The sequence below is a fragment of the Streptomyces sp. NPDC007917 genome, assembly GCF_042959105.1.
In the GTDB taxonomy this organism is placed as follows: Bacteria; Actinomycetota; Actinomycetes; order Streptomycetales; family Streptomycetaceae; genus Streptomyces.
Map to the genome: position 1 here is coordinate 1 of NZ_JBIBKK010000064.1, position 4,630 is coordinate 4,630.

Consider the following 4,630-nt stretch of genomic DNA (forward strand, 5'->3'; position numbering starts at 1 on the left):
GTTGCCACAGGGGGTCGGTGTGGGGGCGGTGGAGGATGTCGGTGAGGGTCCAGTGGGTGTGGGGGGCGAGGGCTTGCTCGCAGGCGTGGATCGATTCGGCGAAGACGGGTGAGGTTTCCAGCAGGCGTAGTCCCATTCCGGGCCATTGGCCGCCCTGGCCGGGGTACACGAACACCACCTTGGCCGGGTCACCGGTGTTCTTGGCGGTGCCGGTGATGACGGCGGGGTGGGCCTGGTCGGCCGCCAGCGCGTCCAGGCCCCGCAGGAACTCCCCACGGTCCGAACCGACGACCACCGCACGATGCGCGAAGGAGGCGCGGCCCACCGCGAGGGTGTGACCGACGTCGGCCGGGTTCACCTCCGGGGTGTTGGTCAGGAACGTGTGCAATTGGCGGGCCTGGGCACGTAGCGCTTGCGGGCTCTTCGCTGAGATCGGCCAGGGCAGCGGGCCCGGGGTGGTGCGCGGCTCTGCCGGTTCGTGGGGCTCGGCGGCGGGCGGTGCTTGTTCCAGGATGACGTGGGCGTTGGTGCCGCTGACGCCGAACGAGGAGACGCCCGCACGGCGCATCCGGCCCCGCTCCGGCCAGGCCACCGGCTCGGCCAGCAACCGCACGGTCCCGCCCGACCAGTCCACATGCGGTGAGGGCTCCTCGGCGTGCAGAGTCTGCGGGAGCAGCCCGTGCCGCATGGCCATCACCATCTTGATGACGCCGCCCACCCCCGCGGCGGCCTGGGCGTGTCCGACGTTGGACTTGATCGATCCCAGCCACAACGGCCGGTCGGCCGAACGCCCCTGTCCGTATGTCGCCAGCAGCGCCTGGGCCTCGATGGGATCACCGAGCGTCGTCCCCGTGCCGTGTCCCTCCACCGCGTCGACGTCCGCCGCGGCAATCCCCGCGTTCGCCCATGCCTGGCGGATCACCCGCTCTTGTGAGGGGCCGTTCGGCGCCGTCAGCCCGTTGCTCGCCCCGTCCTGGTTGACGGCACTCCCCCGTACCACCGCCAGGACCCGATGGCCGTTGCGCCGGGCGTCCGACAGCCGCTCCACGAGGAGCATCCCCGCGCCCTCCGCCCAGCCGGTACCGTCCGCGCGGGCCCCGAAGGACTTGCACCGCCCGTCGGCAGCCAGTCCGCGTTGCCGCGAGAACTCGACGAACGTGGTGGGGGTGGACATGACGGTGACCCCGCCGGCCAGCGCCATGGTGCACTCCCCCGCCCGCAGGGCCTGGCAGGCCAGATGCAGGGCGACAAGGGACGACGAACACGCGGTGTCCACGGTCACCGCCGGCCCCTCCAGGCCGAAGGTGTAGGCGATACGTCCCGACGCGACGCTGCCCGCGTTTCCATTGCCGATGTAGCCCTCGTAGCCCTCTGGGATATCGCGCAGGCGGGTGCCGTAGTCGTGGTACATCACCCCCGCGAACACCCCGGTCGAGCTCCCCCGCAGCGACGTCGGGTCGATTCCCGCCCGTTCCAGCACCTCCCAGGAGATCTCCAGAAGCAGCCGCTGCTGTGGATCCATCGCCAGCGCCTCACGCGGGCCGATCCCGAAGAACGCCGCGTCGAACTCAGCGGCGTCGTAGAGGAATCCACCCTGCCGGGTGTAGGAGGTGCCGGTTCGGTCCGGGTCCGGGTCGTAGAGCCGTTCGACCTCCCAGCCCCGGTCCGCGGGAAAGTCGCCCACCGCGTCCACACCGGAGGCGACCAGATCCCACAGGCCCTCGGCCGACCGCACACCCCCTGGAAACCGGCACGCCATGCCGACGATGGCCACCGGCTCGCCCACTGCCCCGCCGACGGCCGCGGCAGGTGGGGCGGCAGTGGCCGCCGACATACCACCGCCCAACTCGTCACACAGGAAACGGGCGAGTACGTCGGGGCGCGGCCGGTCGAAGACCAAGCCGGCCGGCAGACGCAACCCGGTGGCCTGCTGCAACCGGTTCCGCAGGTCCACCGCGGCGAGGGAGTCAAAGCCCAGGTCGCGGAATGCCGAGTCCACCGGGACAGCCTCCGCCGTGCCGTGGCCCAACACCGCGGCCGCCCGTGAGCGCACCAGCCGCAGCACCTCCCGCAGCCGTTCTTCCGGCCCCAGGCCGGACAACCGCCGCCGCAGGGAGCTCGGCTGACCGGCCGGGGTGTCGCGGGTCCCGGACGGCCGGGCCGGAGCACCTGACATGTGTCGCAGGAACGGGGGCACGGACCCCAGTGTCCGAAGTTCCTTCGTGCTGAGCGCGGCAGGCACGACCAGGGAGTGTCCGCAGCTCAGGGCCTTGTCGAAGAGCTGCAGGCCCTCGTCGGCGGCCAGTGGTCCCAGGCCCGAGCGGCGGAGCCGTACGTGGTCCGTGGCACCCATCTGCCCGGTCATGCCCTCGGTCTGCTCCCAAACGCCCCAGGCCAAGGACACCGCCGGCAGCCGAGCCGCCCTACGGTGACTCGCCAGCGCGTCCAGGGCGGCGTTGGCGGCGGCGTAGTTGGCCTGCCCTGGCGAACCCATCACCCCGGCCAGCGAGGAGAAGAGCACAAACGCGGACAGCGGCAGGTCGCGGGTGAGCTGGTGGAGATTGAGTGCGGAATCGACCTTGGCCCGCAGGACACGGGCCATGTCGTCCGGTGTGAGGGAGGTGATCACCCCGTCGTCCAGTACGCCTGCCGCATGCACCACAGCGGCCAGCGGATGGTCGACGGGGATCTCGGACAAGGCGCCCGCGAGTTGCTTGCGGTCGGCAGCATCGCAGGCGGCAATAGTCACCCGCGCCCCGAGCTCCCCGAGCTCGGCCTTCAGCCGCGTGGCCCCCGGGGCGTCGAGGCCACGTCGGCTGAGGAGCAGCAGATGCCGTACGCCGTGGGTGACCACCAGGTGGCGGGCGAGCATGGTGCCGAGGCTGCCGGTGCCGCCGGTGATGAGTACGGTGCCGCCGGGAACCCAGGAGGGCTCATCCACGGCCTCGGTGGCGGTGTCGGCCGTCACCGGTGGGGCGGGCTCGGCCAGCGGGCTCAGCCGGGGCGCTCTCAGCGCTCCATCGCGTACGGCCACTTCCGGTTCCCGGGAGGCCAGGGCCAGCGACAGCGCCTTGCGGCGTTCCTCCGGGCCGGCCGCGCGGTCATCCAGGTCGAGCAGGACGAATCGGTCGGGGTGCTCCGCTTGGGCGGAGCGGATCAGACCCCGCACCGCCGCTCCCGCCAGGTCTTTCGCCTCCTCGTCCGCTACCGTGGCCACCGCGGCTCGAGTGAGGACCACCAGGCGGCTGTCGGCGAACCGGCCGTCTGCCAACCACTGCTGCACAAGGCCCAGCATGTGCTGTGTGGCATGATGCACCGCATCACTCGGCTCCTCTTCACTCCCCGCCGGGGACCAGGCCACGACCGTCCGGGGAATGGGCGTGGTGTCGTCGGCGATAGCCGCACACAGCGCGGCCAGGTCGGCGTACGTCCGCTCCTGCGGGGTGGAGAAGTCCTCGGCCCGGCACAGCGTCGGCCCGGTCCCGATCACCGCCCATGCGTCGGCACCTTCGGCCAATGAGGGCTGGGCAGCGGATTCCCACCGCACCTCGAAGAGCGAGCCGTGGGACGCGGCCGGGGCGGCCGTGCGCAACTCTGCCGTGCGCAGCTCTGCCCTGGTCACCGGCCGCAGGGCAAGCGACCGAACCGATGCCACCGGCTCACCCGCCTCGTCGGACACGTCGACCGACACCGCCCCTGGGCTGTGGCGGTCCGGCCTCAGCCGAACGCGAAGGGCCGTCGCCCCCGATGCACCCAGGGTGACACCGGTCCATGCGAACGGCAGCCCGCTCTCCTGTTGCCCCTGAAGACAAGGCAAGAGGGGAATGGTGTGCAGTGCGGAGTCCAGCAGAGCCGGGTGCAGCGCAAACCGAGTCGCCGCCGTGTCACCCAGCAGAAGTTCTGGCATATGCGCGGTCGCGAAGACCTCCTCGCCGCGTTGCCAGGCGGCCTCCAGACAGCGGAAGGCCGCTCCGTAATGGAAACCTCCCTCGGCCAGCTGCTCGTACAGCACCTCCAGATCCACGGCGACCGCACCCGGCGGCGGCCACTCACCCGCGGGCATGGCACCATACGCCGACTCACCCGAGTCTGAGGCAGACTTGTCGGCGAGGTATCCGCCGGCATGACACGTCCACGGCTCGCCCGCCGAATCGGTGGTGAGGCCCCCGACATCCGGGCGCGAGTAGATATCCACTGCCCGGCTTCCGGCTTCGTTCGGCGCGGCCACGGTCACCTGCAGCATCACGCCGGCGCTCTCCGGTACGACGAGCGGAGTGTGGAGCGTAAGGTCTTCGATCCGACGGCAGTCGACATGGGCACCGGCATGGAGGGCGAGCTCAAGGAAGGCGGTACCCGGCAGCAGCACGGCGCCGCCGACGGCGTGGTCGGCCAGCCAGGGATGCGTACGGAGAGAAAACCGCCCCGTGAACACCAACCCGTCGCCATCGGCGAGCTCTACCGCCGCGCCCAACAGGGGATGCCGCGCGGGCTCAAGGCCTGCTGCTGCCATATCACCGGCGGTAGTGGTGGTGTTGAGCCAGTAGTGGTGGTGTTGGAAGGGGTAGGTGGGGAGGTTTGGGTGGTTGGGGTGGTGGGTGGGGGTGTGGTGGTGCCAGGTGGTGGGGTGGCC

At 71.2% G+C, this 4,630-nt stretch carries 1 protein-coding gene; it reads right to left on the minus strand.

The annotated features are described in order from the left end of the window. The coding region (locus ACFZDL_RS47080; protein ID WP_391194598.1) for an SDR family NAD(P)-dependent oxidoreductase at positions 1-4,630 on the minus strand (4,630 nt) is incomplete at both ends.